Origin of the sequence: Micromonospora sp. NPDC023888, assembly GCF_040639415.1 — a bacterium.
Classification (GTDB): domain Bacteria; phylum Actinomycetota; class Actinomycetes; order Mycobacteriales; family Micromonosporaceae; genus Micromonospora.
Genome location: NZ_JBEZZW010000014.1, coordinates 13591 through 33036, shown reverse-complemented (window position 1 = coordinate 33036; position 19446 = coordinate 13591). Strand labels below are relative to the sequence as shown.

Below are 19446 nucleotides of genomic sequence, written 5' to 3'. Positions count from 1 at the left end.
GCTGGGGCGCGGACCCGGGACGGGCGAGGTGCCGCCCGCCCCGGAAAACCGTCAGGCGCCGTCGTCGGCGAGGCGGTGCCGGTTCGCCTCGATCCAGGCGTCCAGAGCGGCCGGGTCGTCCGGGTCAACCCCGTCGGCCATCAACTGCGCCACCGCGGCGGTCGCCGGGCTGCGCCGCTCACCCGTCGAGTAGAGGCGGGCGAACTCCGGCACCATCTCCTCGATCGCCTCGTCGGTACGCGTCGCCGCCGCCTCCGGCAGCCCGCGCTGGCGTGACGCGTACCGCGCCCAGGCGCGCAGCACCCGGGGCAGCATCGCCGCGTCGTCCATGTCCAGCACCGCCCGGCGGTGCACCCAGTCGAGCAGGAACAACCCGGACACCGCCGGGCTCCACCGCATCGGATCGCCGTCCGGGAAGCTCGCCGAGTGGTCGAGCACCAGGCTCAGGCAGAAGTGCAGTGAGGCCAACTCCGCCCCGTCGACGGAGTCCAGCCCGAAGCGGGCAGCCTCCGGCGCGGCGAGGAACTGCCGGACCAGGTCGGTGCGCTCGGCCGCGGAGAGCGGCTCGACCGCCGCCGGGCCGGTCGGGTCGGCCGCGGTGGGCAGCATCGCCAGCCGGGCACCGACAAGCGCCCGGTCGGTCGCGAGGGAACCCTCGCCCGGCAACTCGCTCAGGTCGTCGGTCACCGCGAGGTGGCGGGCCACCTCGCCCCGCAGTCGGGCCGGATTCTCGGTACGGAACCAGGTCAACTCGTCGTCGGCGCACATCTGCCGGACCTGGTCCAGGATCCGTTCCGCCGGCCCGCCGACGAAGATGTCCTTGGTGATCCCGATGTTGTGATCCACCAGGGCCACCAACGCGTGCTCGGCGCCACCCGACGCGTCGTCGTAGGCGAAGGTGGCGAGATAGGAGGTCTGGTCGCCGTACACGTCGCCGTACGCCCAGGTGCCGGTGAGGTGCACCCGGCCGAGCTGCCCGGACCAGGCGGGCGCCTGGCTGCCCGGACGGACCCGCTCGGTGCCCTCGGCGTTCGGGACGAGCGCGGCGAAGACCTGCCGGATGGTCGTGGCCGCCGCGATCCGGCGGCGGGCGGTGGCGGCGAGGAACCCGGTGACGAACTCCCGTACGGCGGTGTCGCGGTCGGTCTCCGCGATGGCGTAGACACTGCCCAGAAGCGCGCTGCCGAGCATCTCGGCGTCGAGGGCGGACTCCAGCTTGGTCACGTCGCGTGCGGCGTGCAGCACCGCGTCGTAGGGGGTCTCAGGCGTGGCCATGCTCCGACCCTACGCCGCCCAGGGCCGATGGAGAGCGGTAGCGAGCCGCGCGGGGCGTCAGCGGCGGGCGGCGTCCCGCAGCGCGTCGCGCGCCTGCGCGTACGAACCGAGCACGGTCCGCACCGGCGTCAGCACGTACTCGTCGCCGACCAGTGCGACCTTCGCCGTCAACCGTTGCTCGGCGCGGGCTCGGGCACTCCGGGCAGCCCAGCGCACCACCGGCCGGGTCAGCGCCGCCACCAGCAGCCCGGCCAGCAGGCCACCGAGCAGCAGCAGGGTGGGCAGCGGCACCTGACCGACCGTCGGGTTGTCCAGCGCCGGCAGGCCCAGGGCCCGCAGCGCGTACCCGAGCACCAGCCAGCCGAGCCCGACCACGGCGGCGAGGGTGACCAACCACTGCACACCGCCGACGACCCGCCACCACAGCGGTCGACGGCCCAGGCCGAGGTCGGTGCCGGCGATCGAGCGGTCCAGCGCGTCCGGCAGGTCACCGAGGCGGGACCGGGCGGCCGAGGTCACCGCGCCGGGCCAGGCGGCGGGCAGGTCGGCGGCTGCCCGGTCGGCCACCGCGCGGATCGCCAGGCCCAGCGCCGAGCGCTGGGCGGCCGACGGTTCCGGGACCGAGGTGGCCGCGACAAGGCTCTCCGCCGGGTCGTCCCGGTCGCCGCTCGGGCCGGGCAGGTGCAGCCGACGCAGCGGGTCGGGTCGCAGCCGCCGCCAACCCCGGACCACTGGCCATCCGGTGGCCGCGCCGGCCCGATGCCGGTACGCCTGCTCCACCGCGTTGGTGACCGCGGGCACGCCGGCCGCCCCGGCCAACGCCCGGTTCAGCCCGTCGACCGTCGAGTCGTCCGGTCCCTCCGCCGGGCGGGCCGAGCCGACCAGCTCGTCCAGGCCTGCGACAACCGTGTCGACGTCACCCGCGAGTCGGCGAAGCGCGGCCTGCCGCTCGGCGACGGTCCGCTCCAGCGCGCCGCGCAACCCCACCATGCCGGCCGGGTCGATGGCGGTGGTGGACAGCAGCGGCACCCCGGTCAGCCCGTCCGTGTCGAGCAGGCGACGCAGGTCGTCCAGGACCCGGGGCACCTCGGCCGGGGGCAGTCGGTCGGCCTGGTTGAGCACGACCACTGTGACGTCGCGGTGTCTGTGGAACTCGCGCAGGTAGCTGTCGTGGATGACCCGGTCGGCGTACTTCTGCGGGTCGACCACCCAGACCACCTGGTCGACCAGGCCGAGGAGCCGGTCCACCTCCAGGCGGTGGGAGCGCTGCACCGAGTCGAAGTCGGGCAGGTCGAGCAGGACCAGCCCGTGCAGCGCCGTCTCGTCGTCCGCGTCCAGGGCGCTCTCCCGGACGAAGCGGTGCCGGGGCAGCACGCCGATCCAGTCGAGCAACTGGTTGGCGCCCGACAACTGCCCCCACACGCAGGCGTGGGTGACACCGGTGGTGGGCCGGCGAACCCCCACCGGTGAGAGTTCCAACTGGGCCAACGCGTTGAAGAGGCTCGACTTGCCACTGCCGGTGGCACCGGCCAGTGCGACCACTGTGTGGTCCCGGGACAGCGTCAGCCGGGTGCCGGCCCGCTCGACCAGGGTGTGCGCGGGCACCAGCTCGGCGTCGGGCAGCAGGCCGTCCACCGCGGTCAGGAAGCGCCGCACCGCCTCCAGTCGGGCGATGAGCGCGTCGGCGTCCACCCGCTGGTCACCGCGGAACGCCTCGCGTACCCGGCCGGTGATGTTGGTCACCGGGAGCCCTCCTCGTCACGGGCCGGCTGGGTGTCGCCGCCGGCGGACAGGCCGCTGCGGTGCCGGGCCAGCTCGACCCGGCCGGCGGCCCGGCGCAGCCTGTCGCCGGCGTCCTCGGCGGGGCGGGCGTCCGCGGTGCGACTGAGGAACCGGTCGGCCTCCGCGTCGAGCAGCGTCCGCACCCGGGCCAGCAGGTCGGTGCGGGCCTTGGCGGCCAGGGTACGCACCGCCTGGTCGCCGAAGATCGCCTGGAGCACGGCCTGCGCGGCGACGGTGGTGCCGGCCCCGGTGGCCAGCTCCAGCCCGGTCGGGATGAACGCGGTGGAGGCGAAGACGGCGATCATCACGGCCAGGCCTGTGGCGTTCACCGCGTACGCGGCGGTGCGGGCCACGAACCGCTTGTCGCCGCCCTCGACCCGGACCAGCTCCAACACCCCGCGCTGCCAGTCCCGGACCATCCGTTCGGCGCGCTCGCTCAGGTCGTCGCTCGGGTGGGCGAGCGCCGGATCGAGCAGTCCGCTGCCCGCCGGGTGCGCCTTCCATGCCGTGTACGCCGATTCGGCGGCCTCCGAGGCCACCCCGCGCAGCAGCGTGACCAACTGCGACTCGATGGCGTTGCGCAGCTCGACGGCGGGTGCCGGCCGGCCGGTGACAGCGGCCACGACCCGGTCCCGGAGTCGGCCGATCCGTGCCTCAAGCGTTCGGAAGAACTCCCCGGTGCCGACGAACTCCTGCCAGCGGGCGAGCACCTCACCCCGGAGCAGTCGGCCGTCCTGAAGCCCCTGTTCGACGGTGCGCTCGGCACCCCGGTACGCGGCCCGGACCCGTTCGTCCAGCTCGGCGGCGGCGGTGACCTGCTCGTCGGCGGCGTCGGCCAGCTCCTCGACGGCGGGGTGGAGCGCGGCCAGCGCCCCGTCCAGCGTCTGGCGGACCACCGCCGAGCGGGCGTCCGCGTCGCCGGCCAGCCGGGCGAACCAGTCGGCAAGCGAGGCGGTCACGCCCTCGGGCAGCAGCCCCTGGCCGTCGACCCAGGTCTCCGGCAACACGAACAGCGGTGCCCGGCCGAGGTCCTGCTCGGCGAGCATCTCGGCGAGATGCGCGGCGATCTCGTCGCTGGCCTCGGCGGGCACCCGGTCCAGCACCATGGCGATCACCGCGCCGCGCGCCCGGGCGCTGCGCAGCAGCTCCCAGGGCACCGCGTCGGCGTACCGGGCGGCGGTGGTGACGAAGAGCCAGAGGTCGGCGGCGGCCAGCAGTTGGGTGGCGAGCGCCCGATTGGCGTCGACCACCGAGTCGATGTCGGGCGCGTCGAGGAAGGCCAGCCCGGCGGGGAGGGCGGGGGCGGTGACGAGGTGCAGCGCGCGGGGGTCGTCGCTCGGCTCGGTGGTGCGGGTCAGGCCGGGCAGCAGGTCGCCCTGCCGGAACCACGCCGCGTCGGACGGGTTGCAGACCAGCACCGGGGAGCGGGTGGTCGGTCGGAGCACGCCGGCGGCGCTGACCCGGGCCTTGACCAGGCTGTTGACAAGCGTCGACTTGCCCGCGCCGGTGGAGCCGCCGACCACCACGAGCAGCGGGGCGTCCAACCGGGCGAGTCGGGGCAGCAGGTAGTCGTCGAGCTGGTCGGTGAGGGCGGTGGCGGTGTGCCGGGCGGGGCCGGCGGAGGGCAGCGCGAGGGGGTACCGGGTCGCACCGATCGCCTCCCGGAGGCCCGACAGGGCGCCGGGGAGGCCGTCGTCCCCGGTGGTGGCGGGCGGCTCCTCCGCGGCGTCCGGCGGACCGGTGCGGGCTGCGACGGCGGGCGCGCCGGAACGGGTGGCGGAATCGCCGTGCGTCGTCACCGCTAAAGCGTGCCCGACCGATGCAAGAGAAGACAACCGGACGGTAGTAACGGCTGGGTTGCGTCGGGTTGACTCAACTCGACTTGACGATTCGCCAACGCGTGGCACTATTGAGTCAAGTTCACTCAACTTGTGGTGTGGCCCGCTGCGGGCGGTGCCCGCCAGGCAGCAACGGGCAGCGCCCGTCACCTGCACAACCTTACGAAGCGAGGAAGCGAAGATGGCACGTGCGGTCGGTATCGACCTCGGCACGACGAACTCCTGCGTCAGCGTTCTCGAGGGCGGTGAGCCCACCGTCATCGCCAACGCTGAGGGCTCGCGGACGACCCCGTCGATCGTCGCGTTCGCCCGCAACGGGGAGGTGCTCGTCGGTGAGGTCGCCAAGCGCCAGGCGGTGACCAACCCGGACCGGACGATCCGCTCGGTCAAGCGCGAGGTCGGCACGAACTGGTCCGTCGACATCGACGGCAAGAAGTACACCCCGCAGGAGATCTCGGCCCGGACGCTGATGAAGCTCAAGCGGGACGCGGAGGCGTACCTGGGCGAGCAGATCACCGACGCGGTGATCACCGTCCCGGCCTACTTCAACGACAGCCAGCGCCAGGCCACCAAGGAGGCTGGCGAGATCGCCGGCTTCAACGTGCTGCGGATCGTCAACGAGCCGACCGCCGCCGCCCTGGCGTACGGGCTGGACAAGGGCTCCAAGGAGCAGACCGTCCTGGTCTTCGACCTCGGTGGCGGCACCTTCGACGTGTCGCTGCTGGAGCTGGCCGAGGGCGTCATCGAGGTCAAGTCGACGAGCGGTGACAACCACCTCGGCGGCGACGACTGGGACCAGCGGATCATCGACCACCTGGTCAAGACGTTCCGTGGTGAGCACGGCATCGACCTCGGTCAGGACAAGATGGCCCTCCAGCGCCTCCGTGAGGCCGCCGAGAAGGCCAAGATCGAGCTGTCCGCCGCCACCACCACCAACATCAACCTGCCGTACATCACCGCCGGCGCGGCCGGCCCGCTGCACCTCGACGTGACGCTCAGCCGCGCCGAGTTCCAGCGGATGACGCAGGACCTGCTGGACCGCTGCAAGGGCCCGTTCGAGCAGGCCGTGAAGGACGCCGGGATCAAGATCTCCGACGTCGAGCACGTCATCCTGGTCGGCGGCTCGACCCGGATGCCCGCCGTGACCGACCTGGTCAAGCAGCTCACCGGTCGCGACCCCAACAAGGGCGTCAACCCGGACGAGGTCGTCGCCGTCGGCGCCGCCCTCCAGGCCGGTGTGCTCAAGGGTGAGGTCAAGGACGTCCTGCTGCTCGACGTGACCCCGCTGAGCCTGGGCATCGAGACCAAGGGCGGCATCTTCACCAAGCTGATCGAGCGCAACACCACCATCCCGACCAAGCGCTCCGAGGTCTTCACCACGGCGGACGACAACCAGCCGTCGGTGCTGATCCAGGTCTTCCAGGGTGAGCGCGAGATCGCGGCCTACAACAAGAAGCTCGGCACCTTCGAGCTGACCGGCCTCCCGCCGGCGCCGCGCGGCGTGCCGCAGATCGAGGTCGCCTTCGACATCGACGCCAACGGCATCGTCAACGTGCACGCCAAGGACCTGGGCACCGGCAAGGAACAGAAGATGACGATCACCGGCGGCTCCTCGCTGCCGAAGGACGACATCGAGCGGATGCGCCGGGACGCCGAGGAGCACGCGGAGGAGGACAAGCGCCGTCGCGACGACGCCGAGACCCGCAACGTGGCCGAGGCGCTCCAGTGGCAGACCGAGAAGTTCCTCGCCGAGAGCGGCGACAAGCTGCCCGGTGAAAACCGGGAGCAGCTCAACGAGGCGCTCGGCGAGCTGCGCGGCGCCCTCGGCGGTCAGGACATCGAGAAGATCAAGTCGGCGCACGAGAAGCTGGCCCAGGTCTCCCAGCAGGCCGGTTCGCTGCTCTACTCGCAGCAGGCCGAGCAGGGTCAGCAGCCGGGTGGCGAGGCCGGCCCGGGTGCGACCGGCGCCCAGCCTGGCCCGCAGTCCGGCGGCGCCGACGACGTGGTCGACGCGGAAATCGTGGACGAGGACGGCAAGAAGTGACACTCGGCCTCCGACACGTGTCCACGGCGAAGGGGATGAGGTAGCCGCATGACGCAGAAGCCACGAGCCGCCGACCCGGGCGACACCGGGTCGACGCCGGGTGGCTCCGCGCCCACGGAGCCGACCACCGGCGACGGGGAGCGGGTCGTCATCCGCAACAAGCGCAAGCTCGTCGACACGGCGGAGCCGGAGGGCACCGCCGCCGACGCGGAGACCGGTGTGCCGGCCGAGGGCCTGGTCGAGGATGCCGAGGTAGTGGTCGACGAGATCGAGGTCGAGGTCAACTCCACCGACGGGCCGGAGCCGTCCGGCCCGCCGGTGGTGGATGCCCCGGCACAGCCGGTGGACGGCGTCCCCACGGGCACGTCCCTCGGCGCCGAGCTGGAGGCGCTCCGGGCCGAGTTGGACGAGCGGACCCGGGACGTGCAGCGGGTGTCGGCGGAGTACGCCAACTACCGCAAGCGGGTCGACCGCGACCGCAACCTGGTGCAGGAGCAGGCGACCGGCTCGGTGCTGGCCGCGCTGCTGCCGATCCTCGACGACCTGGACCGGGCTCGGGAACACGGCGACCTGGTCGGGCCGTTCGGCACGGTGGCGGAACAGCTCACCACCGCGCTCGGCAAGTTCGGCCTGAACGCCTTCGGTGAACAGGGCGACCCGTTCGACCCGACCCGCCACGAGGCGGTCGCGCACCAGACCTCGGCCGAGGTCACCGAGCCGACCTGCGTTCAGGTCATGCGGCGCGGCTACCAGCTCGGTGAGCGGCTGCTGCGCCCCGCGCTGGTCGCGGTCGCGGACCCGGAATAGTGCGAAGCAGTGACCGGGCCGTCTCGCCCACCGCCGCGCGGTGGGCGGGACGGCCGGGCCGCGACGGTCGAAAGGGGGTGGACCGGTGAGTTCCAAGGACTGGATCGAGAAGGACTTCTACGCCGTGCTCGGCGTGGACAAGGCCGCCTCCGCGGATGACATCAAGAAGGCGTACCGCAAGGTGGCCCGGGAGTCGCACCCGGACCACAACCCGGGTGACGCCAAGGCGGAGGAGCGGTTCAAGGCCGCGTCCGAGGCGTACAACGTGCTGTCGGACTCCGGCCGCCGCCGCGAGTACGACGAGATGCGCTCGCTGTTCGGCTCGGGCGCGTTCCGGCGCAACGCCCGCGGCGCGGGTCAGCCGGGCGGCATGCCGTTCGACGTCTCCGACATGTTCGGCGGTGGCGGGGGCGGCGACCGCCGCTTCGGAGGCACCGGCTTCCAGGACCTGTTCAGCTCGATCTTCACCGGCGGTCAGGGTGGTGGGCAGGCGGCGCCACGCGGTCCGGGCCGTGGCCGGGACGTGGAGACCGAGGTGGCACTTGACTTCGGCGACGCGGTGCGCGGGGTGACGCTGCCCCTGACGCTGCGCGCGCCGGGCGTCTGCGAAACCTGCCACGGCAACGGGGCCAAGCCCGGCACCCAGCCGCGGACCTGCCCGGTCTGCCACGGTGCCGGCGTGACCACCCGCAACCAGGGGTCGTTCAGCTTCTCCGAGCCGTGCCGCAACTGCCAGGGCGTCGGCACTGTGGTCGAGGAGAAGTGCCCCGAGTGCCACGGCAGCGGCGGTGTCACCAAGACACGCACCATGAACGTGCGCTTCCCGGCCGGCGTGGCCGACGGTCAGCGCATCCGGCTGACCGGGCGCGGTGAGCCAGGCGAGCGCGGCGGTCCGGCCGGTGACCTGTTCGTGCACGTCAAGGTTCGGCCGGACGAGCTGTTTGGGCGTACCGGTGACGACCTGACGCTGAGCGTGCCGATCACCTTCGCGGAGGCCGTGCTCGGCACGGACCTGCGGGTGCCCACGCTCGACGGCGCGGTGACCCTGCGGGTCCCGCCGGGGACGCCCAGCGGCCGGGTGCTGCGCGCCCGGGGCAAGGGTGTGGTTCGCCGCGACGGGCAGGCCGGCGACCTGCTCGTGACGTTGGACGTGGTGGTGCCGGCCCGGTTGTCCGACGAAGCGCGCACCGCGCTGGAGGCGTTCGCCGAGCAGAGCCCGCCAGCGTCACGGGAACATCTTGAGGCGCGGGTGCGTCGGGTCAGTTAGTCCGGTGGAAGGGACGCGGAGGTGAGCGGGATGTCGGGCGAGTTCCTCGGTTCGGGTGACCCTGCCTACGAGGCCAAGGTGCTGATGATCTCGGTTGCGGCGCGGATGGCGGGGATGCACCCACAGACCCTGCGCCAGTACGACCGACTGGGGCTGGTGCAGCCCGGTCGGGCCGCTGGCGGCGGGCGTCGGTACAGCGTCCGCGACGTGGTGCTGCTGCGCGAGGTGCAGCGGCTCAGTCAGGACGAAGGGGTCAACCTGGCCGGCGTCAAGCGGATCATCGGGCTGGAGCGGCTGCTGGAGCAGGCGCAGCAGCGGGTGGCCCGCCTGGAGGCGGAGCTGGACGCCGCCTACCGGCGGGTGGCCGAGCTGGAGTCACTCGCCCGCTTTCCGGGACGTGACCTGGTGCCGACCAATCGCACGTCCACCGCTCTGGTGGTCTGGCGACCTCGCCGTACTCCCGATCGTTGACCTGCCGCTCACCCGACGCTGTCTCTTCGGCCCGGACCGCACCGGATTCCCCGGCGCGGTCCGGGCCGCTTCGGTTAGCCTGTTGATACGGGTGCAATCGGCCTATTTCGGACCTACCCGCGTGGCGAGGGGGAGCGATGGCGGAGCCGGCGAAGAAGGTGGCCCAGCAGACCGAGGACCGCTTGGAGAACCTGGCCGAAACCGTCCGCAAGAAGTTCGACAAGGTGACCGAGGGGACCTACCGGGACCGGATCGTCGCGGGCCGGTTCGCCGAACAGGGCGACCACGGCGGCGACAAGAACCGAGCCGAAACCGAACACAAGCAGGACTGACCGGTGACCACGTGCGGGCCGGGACCCACGGGGGGTCCCGGCCCGTTCGTCGTCCCGAGTGGGGGTCCGGGCCCGCACGTCGTCCCGAGTGCGGGCCGGGACGCGGACCCGGGGGCGTTGTTTCCGCGACGAATGCCCTACCTCTTCGCGGGCCCTTTGGAGCTGAATCGTTTACGACATCACGCCGCGGCTCTGTCGCGATCGATCCGAGCGGGCCGGCGTGAATCGATCCGAGCGGGCCGGCCCGACTCGTCTACGACATCAGCTCCATAGGGGCGCGAACATCAACCCCGCCCCGCCGTCGATTGCCGAAAATCCAGCTCAGCCGAGGCGGCGGTTCTCGCGGACCAGGCCGCCCTCGCACCAGTCCCGGTAGACGAAGAGGTCCGGGCGGGCCAGCAGCACCCGCCCGTTGTGCGCCCAGATCTTCATCAGCTCGTCGCCGTCCCGCTCGGCCTGCTCGACGAGCTTGCGGAAGCGGCGCTTGGGATGGGCCCGGAAGTTCGTCCGGATGCCGTCGGCCGCGTAGATGTAGAGGCAGTGCAGGGCGAAACGCCGGGCCGGGCAGGTCGGATCCATCGCCAACTCGAAGAGTGTCAGCACCAGTCGATCGCCGGAGACCAACAGGTCCCAGTCGGGTGGCATCGAAGCCAACGGCACCGAATCGGGCTTGTACGCCCAAGCTCGCAACTCCGCCGGACTCGGATCGACGGGGTTGGCGAAGCCGTGGAACGTCGACTCCTGCACGCTCACCGGCCAACCTTCCGCTCTCGCCCGCGTGTGGCAACGCTGCCTACGGACCCTGGCTGCTGCGGCGAAACGGTAACGCGCCGTCGGGTGCTGCGGTAGTACCCGCGAGGAGCAATTCCGCAACTGTTGGCGCGGGCGGGTCCATTGCATCGACAGCGCGGCAGATGATGCCCCTATGACAGTCCACGTTCAACGGTTCCAGCGAGGTGCCGAGGCCGAGTTCGTCACGGGGCTGGAATGGCTTTTCGCCCCTCCCGGTCGCCGTCCCGAGGATTGGGACCACGACCGCGCCGTCACGCGGACCGCGCAGATACTCGCCGACGGAAACGTCGCGCTCTTCGAAGCTCGATCGCAGGAGAATCAGTTGGTCGGCGTGGCAAGCGTCTACCTGGACATCCTCTCGGTGCGCTTCGGCCGTAGGGCTTCCATCGAAGATCTCGCCGTGCACCCCGAATGGCGCTCCCGGGGCGTCGGCTCCAGCCTCCTGGCGGCGGCCAGGGCGTGGGCGGACGAACAGGGTGCCGACTACGTCTTCCTGGAGTCCGGCCTCGCCCGCACCGAGGCGCACCGCTTCTACCTCCGCGAGGGTGCGACCCACGCGGCAGCGGCGTTCAGGTGGACCTCAGGGCAGTGAGTCGACGGCCGGGGTGGTCTTCCGCCGCTGGGCCGCCGCGCGGGTACGCAGCCACCGCTTGAACCACGGGAAGTCCGGCAGCCGGGCGAGGATCGGCCCGGTCACCACGGTGATCAGGACGTACGTCGCGGCCAACGCCGCCAACCGCGGCTCGACGCTCCCGGCGGCCACCGCGAGCCCGGCGATGACTATGGAGAACTCACCGCGAGGTACGAGTGCCAGGCCGGCCCGCCATCGACCGGGTTCCGCGATGCCGACCCGGCGGGCGGCGAGGTAACCGGTGAGCGTCTTCGTCGCCATCGTGACCACCGCCAGCGCGAGCGCCGGCAGCAACACCGGCGGGATGTCCCGTGGGTCGGTGACCAGGCCGAAGAAGACGAAGAACACCGCGGCGAACAGGTCCCGCAGCGGGGAGAGCAACTCGGTCGCGTGGTGCGCCACCGGGCCGGAGAGCGCGATGCCGACCAGGAACGCCCCGACCGCCGCCGACACCTGAAGCTTCGCCGCGAGGCCGGCGATCAGCAAAGTCAGACCGAGTACGCCCAGCAGCAGCGCCTCCGGATCCTTCGCCGACAGGGCGGACGAGATGAGGTGGCCGTACCGGATGGCGACGACGAGCACGAGCAGCACGGTGCCCACCGCGACGGCGAGTGCGATGCCGCCGCCGAGCAGGCCGGTGCCGGCCAGTACGGCGGTGACCAGCGGCAGGTAGAGCGCCATCGCCAGGTCCTCGATGACCAGGACCGAGAGGATCACCGGGGTTTCCCGGTTACCGAGTCGGCCCAGGTCGGCGAGAACCTTGGCGATCACCCCGGAGGAGGAGACCCAGGTGATGCCGCCGAGCACCAGGGCGGCCACCCAGTCCCAGCCGAGCAGCAGGGCGAACGCCGCGCCGGGCAGCGCGTTGAACACGCCGTCGATCAACCCGGCCGGGGCCGCCGAGCGGAGGTTGCCGACCAGCTCGTTTGCCGAGTATTCCAGGCCGAGCATCACCAGCAGCAGGATGACGCCGATCTCGGCGCCGACGGCGAAGAACTCCTCGCTGGCGGCGAGCGGAAGCAACCCGCCGTGCCCGAATGCGAGCCCGGCGAGCAGGTAGAGAGGGATCGGTGAGAGGCCTACCCGGCGGCTGAGCCGGCCGAGGACGCCAAGCAGCAGCAGCAGCGCGCCGACTTCGACGAGCAGTGTGGTGGAGTCGTGCATCCGCCTCAGCCGTCCGGGTCACTGTCGGCGAGGATGGCGGACACGCCGTCGAGACCCCTGCGGGTCCCGACAACGACCACCACGTCGCCGGCCGCGAAGCGGAAGGAGGGGAGTGGCGAGACGATCACTTCGCCTTCGCGCAGCACCGCCACGATGGAGGCGCTGGTGCGGGTACGCGCCTTGGTGTCGCCGAGCTTCCGGTTGACGTACGGCGAGCCGGCCGTGATGGCGATCTGCTCGGTGAGCAGACCGGCGGCCTGCTCACGCAGCCCGGAGAGCTGGCCGAGCATCAGCGACGCGCCGAGGATGTCGGCAAGCGCCTCAGCCTCGTCGTCGGTCAACGGAATGTCCGCCTGGCAGGAGTCGGGATCGTCGGGATCGTAAAGAACGAGATCCCGGCGGCCGTTGCGGTGGGAGACCACGCCGAGCCGACGGCCGGATTCGGTCACCAGGTCGTGACGCACTCCGATGCCGGGTAAGGCAACCTGTTCCACGCGTACTCGCACGCGCCAAGGCTACCGCTCGGTGAACAAAAGGCAGATCTTGGAAGCGTCTGGTCTCTCCGGGCGTGATCGACTCGGTTTTCACGAAGTCGCGGTGTCCGGGCGGTCCGGATACGCCGACTTTCGGAACGCCGAGTGGATCAACCGGGCGAGGGGCTCGGCACGCGCAGCGGGGCGGGTCCGGACGTGGAGGTGCCCGCCCCCGGTGGAGCGGGCGCGGGCACCGACGACAGGGCCGGTCAGCGGAGGCTTGCGAAGAACTCGCGGATGTCGCCGACCAGGACGTCGGTGGCCTGGTGGGCGGCGTAGTGACCGCCGACGTCACCGCGACCCTCGACGTCGTTGTCGTAGGCGGTCCATCGGGCGATGTTCGCGTGGTCCCGATCGGCGAAGCGGCGGATGGACTGGAAGTCGCCGGGGAACATGGCGAGCGCGGTCGGCGCGGTGGTCGGCTCGGTCGGCGGTTGCCCGGCGTGCGCGTCCTCCCAGTAGAACCGGATCGCCGAGGCGGCCGTGCCGGTGAACCAGTAGAGGGCCACGTTGGCCAGGATGAAGTCGGCGTCCAGGCTCTCGTCGAAGAGTTGCGCGTTCCAGGCGAGCAGACCAACCGGGGAGTCGGCAAGCGCGTACGCCAGGGTCTGTGGCTGCTGGCTGTGCACCTGGTTGAAGGAGAACTTGTTCTCGTAGAACCACTGGAGGTGCGCGAGCGCTGCCTGGTCCGCCTCGGAGAGGCCGGCGAACTCGGCCGGGTCGCCGGAGGGGAACGAGAAGAGTTGGGTGACGTGGACGCCGAGGATGTGTTCCCGGTCGATCCGGCCCAGCTCCGGCGCGACCATCGAGCCGGCGTCGTTGCCGACCGCGCCGTAGCTGTCGTACCCCAGGCGGTTCATCAGCTCGGCCCAGGCGCGGGCGGTGCGGAAGCGGTTCCAGCCGGCGCTGCGGGTGGGTCCGGAGAACCCGAAGCCGGGCAGCGACGGGATGACCAGGTGGAAGGCGGGCGCGGCCGGGTCGCTGGGCTCGGTGAGCGGGGCGATCACGTCCAGGTATTCCAGGACCGAGCCGGGCCAGCCGTGGGTGAGCACCAGGGCTGTGGCGTCCGGCCGGGGCGACCGGACGTGCAGGAAGTGGATCTGCTCGCCGTCGATCTCGGTGACGAACTGGGGGTGGGCGTTCAGCCGGGCCTCGACGGCCCGCCAGTCGAACCCGTCGCGCCACCGCTCGGCGAGAGCCCGCACCCGGTCGGCGCTCATCCCGTAGGTGTCGCCCGTGCCGGGCAGCTCGGCGGGCCAGGTCGTGCGGCCGAGCCGGGCGGCCAGGTCGTCGAGGTCGGTCTGCGGGATCTCGACGCGGAACGGGCGGATCGCGGTGCCGGTCATCTCGGAACTCCTTCGGAACGGAATGTTTCGTTCTGCAATCACAGTAGCAGACCGGAACGATCCGTTCCACTGGTAGACTGGGTTCATGCCGACAACCCCCGGAAAGACGGCCCCCGGCAAGACGCTTGCCGGCCGCCGTGCCCAGGCCGCCCGCAACGACGAGGTGATCCTCGACGCCGCGCGCGCGGTCTTCCTCGACGACCCGAAGGCCCCGATCGCCGCCGTCGCCGAACGCGCCGGCGTCGGCATCAGCGCGCTCTACCGGCGGTACGCGGGCAAGGAGGACCTGTTGCGTCAGCTCTGCCACGACGGGTTGCGCCGGTACGTCGCCGAGGCCGAGTCGGCCCTCGCTGAGCCGGACGACTGGTCCGCGTTCGCTGGCTTCCTGGCGCGGGTGGTCGACGCCGACGTGCACTCGCTCACCGTTCACCTGGCCGGCACCTTCACCCCGACCGAGGAGATGGGCCGGGACGCGATGCGCGCCAACGAGCTGGCAACCGCCCTGTTCGAACGGGCCCGCGCCAGCGGGCGGCTTCGCCCCGACGTGGTCGTACCCGATCTGGGGTTGCTGCTGGAGTCGTGCGCGGCGGTGCGCGTACCCGATGCGGAGCGGACCGGGCAGTTGCGCCGCCGCCAGCTCGCGGTGCTGTTGGCGGGCCTGTCGACGGTGCCGGACGCGGACCCGCTGCCCGGCCCGCCCCCGGCGGCCGGGGAGTTCGACTGGCGGTGGCGTCCTCGGGAGTGATGGGCGTCACGCGCTAAGGTTGAGTGGAATACGCTCAACTCTGGTTGTGTCCTTCTCAGTGGACAACGCCGATCCGGGGGAGCCCATGAACACCGAAAGACTCACCACCAAGAGCCGCGAAGCCATCACGGGCGCTGTCGCGCTTGCCAACCAGCGTGGTCACGCCACCGTGGAGCCCTGGCACCTGCTGCTGTCACTCCTGGACACCGATGGCTCGACCGCCACCGGTCTGTTGCGCGCCGTCGGGGCCGACCCGGCCGAGCTGCGCCGGGCCGCCCAGCGCGCGGTCGACGCCCTGCCGGCCGCCCGCGGTTCGAGCATCGCCGAGCCGACGTTGGCTCGGGAGTTCGTCAACGCCATCGGCGCCGCCGAGCAGATCGCCCGGCCGTTGGGCGACGAGTACACCTCCACCGAGCACCTGCTCGCCGGCCTGGCCCGCGTCGGTGGCGCGGTGTCCGGCGCGCTGACGACGGCAGGTGCCACCGAGGAGGCCCTGGTCGCCGCCTTCCCGACCGTCCGGGGTGGCGACCGCCGGGTCACCACCGCCGACCCGGAGCAGACCTACCAGGCCCTGACCAAGTACGGCGTCGACCTGACGGCCAGCGCCCGGGACGGCAAGATCGACCCAGTCATCGGCCGGGACTCCGAGATCCGCCGGGTCATCCAGGTGCTCTCCCGGCGTACCAAGAACAACCCGGTGCTGATCGGCGAGCCGGGCGTCGGCAAGACCGCGATCGTCGAGGGCCTCGCCCAGCGGATCGTCACCGGCGACGTGCCCGAGTCGCTGCGCGACAAGAAGCTGATCTCGCTGGACCTCGGCGCGATGGTCGCCGGCGCGCAGTACCGGGGCCAGTTCGAGGAGCGCCTCAAGTCCGTCCTGGAGGAGATCAAGAACTCCAACGGGCAGGTCATCACCTTCCTCGACGAGCTGCACACGGTCGTCGGCGCCGGCAAGGGCGAGGGCTCGATGGACGCCGGCAACATGCTCAAGCCGATGCTGGCCCGCGGTGAGCTGCGGATGGTGGGTGCCACCACGCTCGACGAGTACCGCGAGCACATCGAGAAGGACCCGGCGCTGGAGCGTCGCTTCCAGCCGGTGCTTGTCGGCGAGCCGACGATCGAGGACACCATCGGCATCCTGCGCGGGCTCAAGGAGCGCTACGAGGTGCACCACGGCGTACGGATCACCGACGCCGCGCTTGTCGCCGCCGCCGCCCTGTCCGACCGCTACATCACCGACCGGTTCCTGCCGGACAAGGCGATCGACCTGGTCGACGAGTCCGCGTCCCGGCTCCGGATGGAGATCGACTCCCGGCCGGTCGAGGTGGACGAGATCGAGCGGGCGGTCCGCCGGCTGGAGATCGAGGAGATGGCGCTGGCCAAGGAGCCGGACGCCGCCTCCGCCGAGCGGTTGGAACGGCTGCGCAAGGAGTTGGCCGACAAGCGCGAGCAGCTCACCGTGCTCTCCGAGCGCTGGCAGACGGAGAAGAGCCACATCACCAAGCTCTCCACCGCCAAGGAGGAGTTGGAACGCCTCGGCGGCGAGGCCGAGCGGGCCGAGCGGGACGGTGAGCTGGAGCGCGCCGCCGAGCTGCGGTACGGCCGCATCCCCGCCCTCAAGGTCGAGTTGAGGCAGGCCGAGGAGGAGCTGGCCCAGCTCCAGGCCGACGGCGCGATGCTCAAGGAGGAGGTCGGCGCGGACGACATCGCCGCGGTGGTCGCCTCCTGGACCGGCATCCCCGCCGGCCGGCTGCTGGAAGGCGAGACGGCCAAGCTGCTGCGGATGGAGGAGTCGCTGGGCGGCCGGGTGGTCGGCCAGGTCGAGGCGGTCGGCGCGGTCTCCGACGCGGTCCGCCGGGCACGGGCCGGTATCGCCGACCCGGATCGCCCGACCGGCAGCTTCCTCTTCCTCGGCCCCACCGGTGTCGGCAAGACGGAGCTGGCGAAGGCCCTCGCCGAGTTCCTCTTCGACGACGAGCGGGCGATGGTCCGGATCGACATGAGCGAGTACGGCGAGAAGCACTCGGTCGCTCGCCTGGTGGGTGCCCCACCCGGTTACGTCGGCTACACCGAGGGCGGCCAGCTCACCGAGGCGGTGCGCCGCCGGCCGTACTCGGTGATCCTGCTCGACGAGGTGGAGAAGGCCCACCCGGACGTCTTCGACGTGCTGCTCCAGGTGCTCGACGACGGCCGGCTCACCGACGGTCAGGGCCGCACCGTGGACTTCCGCAACGCGATCCTGATCCTCACGTCCAACCTCGGGTCGTCGGTGATCGGTGACCTGACGCTCGCCGACGAGCAGCGCCGGGAGGGTGTCCTGGCTGTGGTCCGGTCGCACTTCAAGCCGGAGTTCCTCAACCGGCTGGACGACATCGTGGTCTTCGCCTCGCTGCGCGGCGACGACCTGCGGACCATCGTCGACATCCAGCTCGACCGGATGCGGCGGCGCCTCGCCGACCGCAGGCTCGGCCTGGAGATCACCGAGTCCGCTCGGGGGTGGCTGGCCGAGCACGGCTACGACCCGATCTACGGAGCCCGCCCGCTGCGTCGCCTGGTCCAGACCGCAATCGGTGACCAACTGGCGAAGGCTCTCCTGTCCGGCACGATCCGGGACGGTGACACCGTCAAGGTCGACCTGGCCGACGCGAAGGAAGGGCTGGCCGTCATCGCCGCCTGATCCGTCGTACCCGGGCCGATCCCGCCTCGCCGGCGGGGTCGGCCCGACCCGTCCTGCACCCCCACCGGCGATCCACCGGGACGCTCCGTAGCTGCCGCGTCACCAGAAAATGATCAGTTTCCGCAGGTGCGCGGGGTTGTTACCGTTCCCGCCGACGCACTTGGGGAGGTGGTCGGCATGAATGGTTTCGTGGCGTACCTGGTGGCGACGCTGGGGTGTCTGATCGGAGTCGCCGGGATCGTGGTGGCGGTGGTGGCGGCGCGCAAGGGCCGCAAGGCCACCCGGCCGGCGGCACCCGCAGACCCGTTCCGGGACACCGACAGCGACGCGCTCCGCGGCGACCCGCGCACGCTCAAGCCCGGCGACATCGTCGAGATCCGCCAGGTGTCGTACGCGGTCCGGGGCTCGGTGCAGGTGAATGAGGGCGGCTGGAGCTGGGCCGAGCACCTGCTGGACACCGTCGAGGGCGACAAGCGCTGGCTCTCCGTGGAGGAGGACCCGGACCTGGAGTTGGTGCTCTGGACCGCCGAGCCGGCCGCCACGATCACCCCGGGTGCGCCCACCCTCGACTTCGCCGGCCGCCGCTACTCCTCGGAGGAGTCCGGTCAGGCCCGCTTCACGGCCACCGGCAGCACCGGCCTCGACCCCAGTGGCACCCTCCGGTACCACGACTACCGGGCCCAGGGCGGTGAACGGCTTTCCTTCGAGGCGTACGGCCAGGCCGGCTGGGAGGTCGCCCGGGGCGAGGAACTGCACCGCGCCGACGTGATGGTGTACCCGCAGGCCGGGCCGGAGGCCAGCTGACGTGTTGGTGAACCTCCACACCCCGTACGTCGACACCTGCGCCGCCGACCTGAGCCTGGCACTCGGCGGCCCGGAGCGCCCCGCGCTGCACGTCCGCGACCTCACGCAGCCCGGGGACGTCCGGCTACGGCTGCGCCTGCTCGGCGCGTCCCACCAGGTTGTGCTTGTCGACCCCGGCGGTGCGGTCGGACTCACCGAGACGGTCGCCTGCCTGCCTGGTCGGCCACCGCATCTGCCCGGCACCCTGCACGACGAGGCGGGCGGCTACCGCTTCACCGCAAGCGTGCTGCGCCCCGCCGACGGTGAGTTGCACAGCCGCATCGCCGCGCTCCGCGCCGACCTGGCCGACGACCCGTACGCCCTGGTCGGAGTCTTTCCCGGTGACCCGGACGCGGTCACCGCGCTGGCCGTACGCACCGACCTGCCGCACGGGTCGGTCGGCTGGCGTACCTGGCACGCGTACCCCCAGACCAATGAGCTGGTCCTGACCGAGACGGTGGTGGCACTGCGATGACGTACCGACGCTGGTTCGTGGTGGGCGCGGCGACGGCCGTGGTCGGTGTGCTGGTCGCGGCCTTCGCGCTCGTCAACGGCACCTTCTCCCCGCGCGACTACGTGCAGGACAGGTACTCACGAGCGGTCAGCCGGGACATCGGCCGGGAGGCCACCGCGTACACCTCGACCAAGTCACCGACCGCTGTCGCCAAGGAACTGACCGACGCGTGGAAGCCGTCCGACCGGTACGCCGACAACAGCGGCGTCTACCTGCGCTACGACGACGACTCGGTGGTGATCCTGCCGATCGCCGCCGGCTCGGTGATCCTGCTCGAAGGCATGGACACCGCTCACCCCCGCTACCACTCGACCGTCGGGTCGTACTGGGGCTGGGGACGCGGCAGCAGCGTTCGGGGCGGCGGCCCCGGCACCGGCAAGTAGCC

General features: G+C 71.8%; 18 protein-coding genes. 11 read left to right on the top strand and 7 right to left on the bottom strand.

What is annotated here, in order from left to right:
• Window positions 1-51: 51 nt before the first annotated feature.
• Genes AB0F61_RS15015 through AB0F61_RS15005 form a run of 3 tightly spaced genes read right to left on the bottom strand, consistent with a single transcriptional unit; the run spans window position 52 to window position 4856 of the window.
• Window positions 52-1275, bottom strand: a complete 1224-nt coding sequence (locus AB0F61_RS15015) for a hypothetical protein (RefSeq protein WP_357809100.1) — start codon at window positions 1273-1275, stop codon at window positions 52-54.
• A gap of 57 nt (window positions 1276-1332) precedes the next feature.
• The gene (locus AB0F61_RS15010; protein ID WP_357809097.1) at window positions 1333-3018 is read right to left on the bottom strand and encodes a GTPase; all 1686 of its coding nucleotides are present in this window, start codon (window positions 3016-3018) and stop codon (window positions 1333-1335) included.
• Window positions 3015-4856, bottom strand: coding sequence for an ABC transporter (locus tag AB0F61_RS15005; protein WP_357809094.1), 1842 nt, complete (start codon window positions 4854-4856; stop codon window positions 3015-3017). Before AB0F61_RS15005 ends, AB0F61_RS15010 begins: the two co-directional genes overlap by 4 nt.
• A gap of 220 nt (window positions 4857-5076) precedes the next feature.
• Here AB0F61_RS15005 and dnaK point away from each other — a divergent pair, with 220 nt between their 5' ends.
• From dnaK to AB0F61_RS14980, 5 genes are all read left to right on the top strand, one after another.
• Window positions 5077-6939, top strand: a complete 1863-nt coding sequence (gene dnaK / locus AB0F61_RS15000) for a molecular chaperone DnaK (protein ID WP_357809089.1) — start codon at window positions 5077-5079, stop codon at window positions 6937-6939.
• A gap of 48 nt (window positions 6940-6987) precedes the next feature.
• Window positions 6988-7746, top strand: coding sequence for a nucleotide exchange factor GrpE (gene grpE, locus AB0F61_RS14995; RefSeq protein WP_357809086.1), 759 nt, complete (start codon window positions 6988-6990; stop codon window positions 7744-7746).
• A gap of 85 nt (window positions 7747-7831) precedes the next feature.
• Window positions 7832-9013, top strand: coding sequence for a molecular chaperone DnaJ (dnaJ, locus tag AB0F61_RS14990; RefSeq protein ID WP_357809084.1), 1182 nt, complete (start codon window positions 7832-7834; stop codon window positions 9011-9013).
• Between the two features lie 30 nt (window positions 9014-9043).
• Complete coding sequence (locus AB0F61_RS14985) at window positions 9044-9484, top strand: helix-turn-helix transcriptional regulator (protein WP_357809082.1); 441 nt, start codon at window positions 9044-9046, stop codon at window positions 9482-9484.
• A 137-nt stretch (window positions 9485-9621) separates the two neighbouring features.
• Window positions 9622-9816: a hypothetical protein gene (locus tag AB0F61_RS14980; RefSeq protein WP_357809079.1), complete on the top strand. Its 195-nt coding sequence runs from the start codon at window positions 9622-9624 to the stop codon at window positions 9814-9816.
• Window positions 9817-10137: 321 nt separating this feature from the next.
• On the opposite strand, the gene AB0F61_RS14975 is transcribed toward AB0F61_RS14980, so the two are convergent.
• On the bottom strand, window positions 10138-10569 hold the full coding sequence (locus tag AB0F61_RS14975; protein WP_357809076.1) for a hypothetical protein: 432 nt from the start codon (window positions 10567-10569) through the stop codon (window positions 10138-10140).
• A gap of 172 nt (window positions 10570-10741) precedes the next feature.
• Between AB0F61_RS14975 and AB0F61_RS14970 the strand changes: the two genes are divergently transcribed.
• The gene (locus AB0F61_RS14970) at window positions 10742-11200 is read left to right on the top strand and encodes a GNAT family N-acetyltransferase (RefSeq protein ID WP_357809073.1); all 459 of its coding nucleotides are present in this window, start codon (window positions 10742-10744) and stop codon (window positions 11198-11200) included.
• On the opposite strand, the gene AB0F61_RS14965 is transcribed toward AB0F61_RS14970, so the two are convergent.
• From AB0F61_RS14965 to AB0F61_RS14955, 3 genes are all read right to left on the bottom strand, one after another.
• Complete coding sequence (locus AB0F61_RS14965; RefSeq protein WP_357809070.1) at window positions 11189-12403, bottom strand: cation:proton antiporter; 1215 nt, start codon at window positions 12401-12403, stop codon at window positions 11189-11191. The two genes, AB0F61_RS14970 and AB0F61_RS14965, sit on opposite strands and share 12 nt — an antisense overlap.
• A gap of 5 nt (window positions 12404-12408) precedes the next feature.
• On the bottom strand, window positions 12409-12909 hold the full coding sequence (locus AB0F61_RS14960) for a TrkA C-terminal domain-containing protein (RefSeq protein ID WP_357809067.1): 501 nt from the start codon (window positions 12907-12909) through the stop codon (window positions 12409-12411).
• A gap of 236 nt (window positions 12910-13145) precedes the next feature.
• On the bottom strand, window positions 13146-14282 hold the full coding sequence (locus tag AB0F61_RS14955) for an epoxide hydrolase (protein ID WP_357809064.1): 1137 nt from the start codon (window positions 14280-14282) through the stop codon (window positions 13146-13148).
• 85 nt (window positions 14283-14367) lie between these two features.
• On the opposite strand from AB0F61_RS14955, the gene AB0F61_RS14950 reads away from it, so the two are divergent.
• The 5 genes from AB0F61_RS14950 (at window position 14368) to AB0F61_RS14930 (ending at window position 19444) form a co-directional block, all read left to right on the top strand.
• A complete protein-coding gene (locus AB0F61_RS14950; RefSeq protein ID WP_357809061.1) occupies window positions 14368-15027 on the top strand; it encodes a helix-turn-helix domain-containing protein in 660 nt (219 codons plus the stop codon).
• A gap of 85 nt (window positions 15028-15112) precedes the next feature.
• The gene (clpB, locus tag AB0F61_RS14945; RefSeq protein WP_357809059.1) at window positions 15113-17704 is read left to right on the top strand and encodes an ATP-dependent chaperone ClpB; all 2592 of its coding nucleotides are present in this window, start codon (window positions 15113-15115) and stop codon (window positions 17702-17704) included.
• 177 nt (window positions 17705-17881) lie between these two features.
• Window positions 17882-18508, top strand: a complete 627-nt coding sequence (locus AB0F61_RS14940; protein WP_357809057.1) for a DUF4178 domain-containing protein — start codon at window positions 17882-17884, stop codon at window positions 18506-18508.
• Between the two features lies 1 nt (window position 18509).
• The gene (locus tag AB0F61_RS14935; RefSeq protein WP_357809055.1) at window positions 18510-19022 is read left to right on the top strand and encodes a DUF2617 family protein; all 513 of its coding nucleotides are present in this window, start codon (window positions 18510-18512) and stop codon (window positions 19020-19022) included.
• Window positions 19019-19444 (top strand): DUF4247 domain-containing protein, encoded by a 426-nt coding sequence (locus AB0F61_RS14930; RefSeq protein WP_357809052.1) that lies wholly within the window; start codon window positions 19019-19021, stop codon window positions 19442-19444. Before AB0F61_RS14935 ends, AB0F61_RS14930 begins: the two co-directional genes overlap by 4 nt.
• The last annotated feature ends 2 nt before the right edge of the window (window positions 19445-19446 follow it).

Bases quoted from the DNA above. Each gene is read 5' to 3' on its own strand.
- AB0F61_RS15015 (WP_357809100.1), bottom strand. From the start codon at position 1,275: ATGGCCACGCCTGAGACCCCCTACGACGCGGTGCTGCACGCCGCACGC.
- dnaK (WP_357809089.1), top strand. From the start codon at position 5,077: ATGGCACGTGCGGTCGGTATCGACCTCGGCACGACGAACTCCTGCGTC.
- grpE (WP_357809086.1), top strand. From the start codon at position 6,988: ATGACGCAGAAGCCACGAGCCGCCGACCCGGGCGACACCGGGTCGACG.
- AB0F61_RS14985 (WP_357809082.1), top strand. From the start codon at position 9,044: ATGTCGGGCGAGTTCCTCGGTTCGGGTGACCCTGCCTACGAGGCCAAG.
- AB0F61_RS14980 (WP_357809079.1), top strand. From the start codon at position 9,622: ATGGCGGAGCCGGCGAAGAAGGTGGCCCAGCAGACCGAGGACCGCTTG.
- AB0F61_RS14970 (WP_357809073.1), top strand. From the start codon at position 10,742: ATGACAGTCCACGTTCAACGGTTCCAGCGAGGTGCCGAGGCCGAGTTC.
- AB0F61_RS14965 (WP_357809070.1), bottom strand. From the start codon at position 12,403: ATGCACGACTCCACCACACTGCTCGTCGAAGTCGGCGCGCTGCTGCTG.
- AB0F61_RS14955 (WP_357809064.1), bottom strand. From the start codon at position 14,282: ATGACCGGCACCGCGATCCGCCCGTTCCGCGTCGAGATCCCGCAGACC.
- AB0F61_RS14950 (WP_357809061.1), top strand. From the start codon at position 14,368: ATGCCGACAACCCCCGGAAAGACGGCCCCCGGCAAGACGCTTGCCGGC.
- clpB (WP_357809059.1), top strand. From the start codon at position 15,113: ATGAACACCGAAAGACTCACCACCAAGAGCCGCGAAGCCATCACGGGC.
- AB0F61_RS14940 (WP_357809057.1), top strand. From the start codon at position 17,882: ATGAATGGTTTCGTGGCGTACCTGGTGGCGACGCTGGGGTGTCTGATC.
- AB0F61_RS14930 (WP_357809052.1), top strand. From the start codon at position 19,019: ATGACGTACCGACGCTGGTTCGTGGTGGGCGCGGCGACGGCCGTGGTC.